This window comes from Telluria sp. AZSoR62, assembly GCF_058111565.1.
On sequence record NZ_JBYTST010000077.1, the window covers coordinates 1 to 453 of the forward strand.

Sequence of the window (453 nt, forward strand, 5' to 3'; positions counted from 1 at the left end):
CACCATGAACACCACGTCCAACGAGAAATCGTATTTCGACCTCCACACCTCGGGCATCGGCTACATCCAGCGTGTCCGTGAAGTGCCTGTCCGGGGCGGCCGCCGTGCGCAGCCTTTCCTGGCATGCACCGTTGCCGCGCTGGTCGGCCCCGCCAGGGACCCCAGCTACCGCTACTTCGACGTCAAGGTCTCGGGTGCCGAGGCCAAGAACCTCGTCCAGCGCTACATCGGCGTTGACGATCCCAAGCAGCGCCCGCTGGTGCGCTTCCGCCTCGGCGACCTGTGGGGCGATGCGTACATCCGCGACAAGGGCGAGCGCAAGGGTGAAGCCGCCGCGTCCCTCAAGGCGCGACTGCTCAAGGCCGAGCCGCTTGACCGGGCCGAACTGGCTTCCATCAAGCAGCACGAGCTGATCACCCGCGGCATCGGCTACCTCAGCCGTCCGAAGGACGT

At 66.4% G+C, this 453-nt stretch carries 1 protein-coding gene; it reads left to right on the forward strand.

All coding sequences use genetic code 11. The features are described from left to right. Nucleotides 1–4: 4 nt before the first annotated feature. A partial coding sequence (locus AC3XQU_RS22935) for a DUF3577 domain-containing protein (RefSeq protein WP_489876464.1) occupies nucleotides 5–453 on the forward strand: 449 nt, incomplete at its 3' end.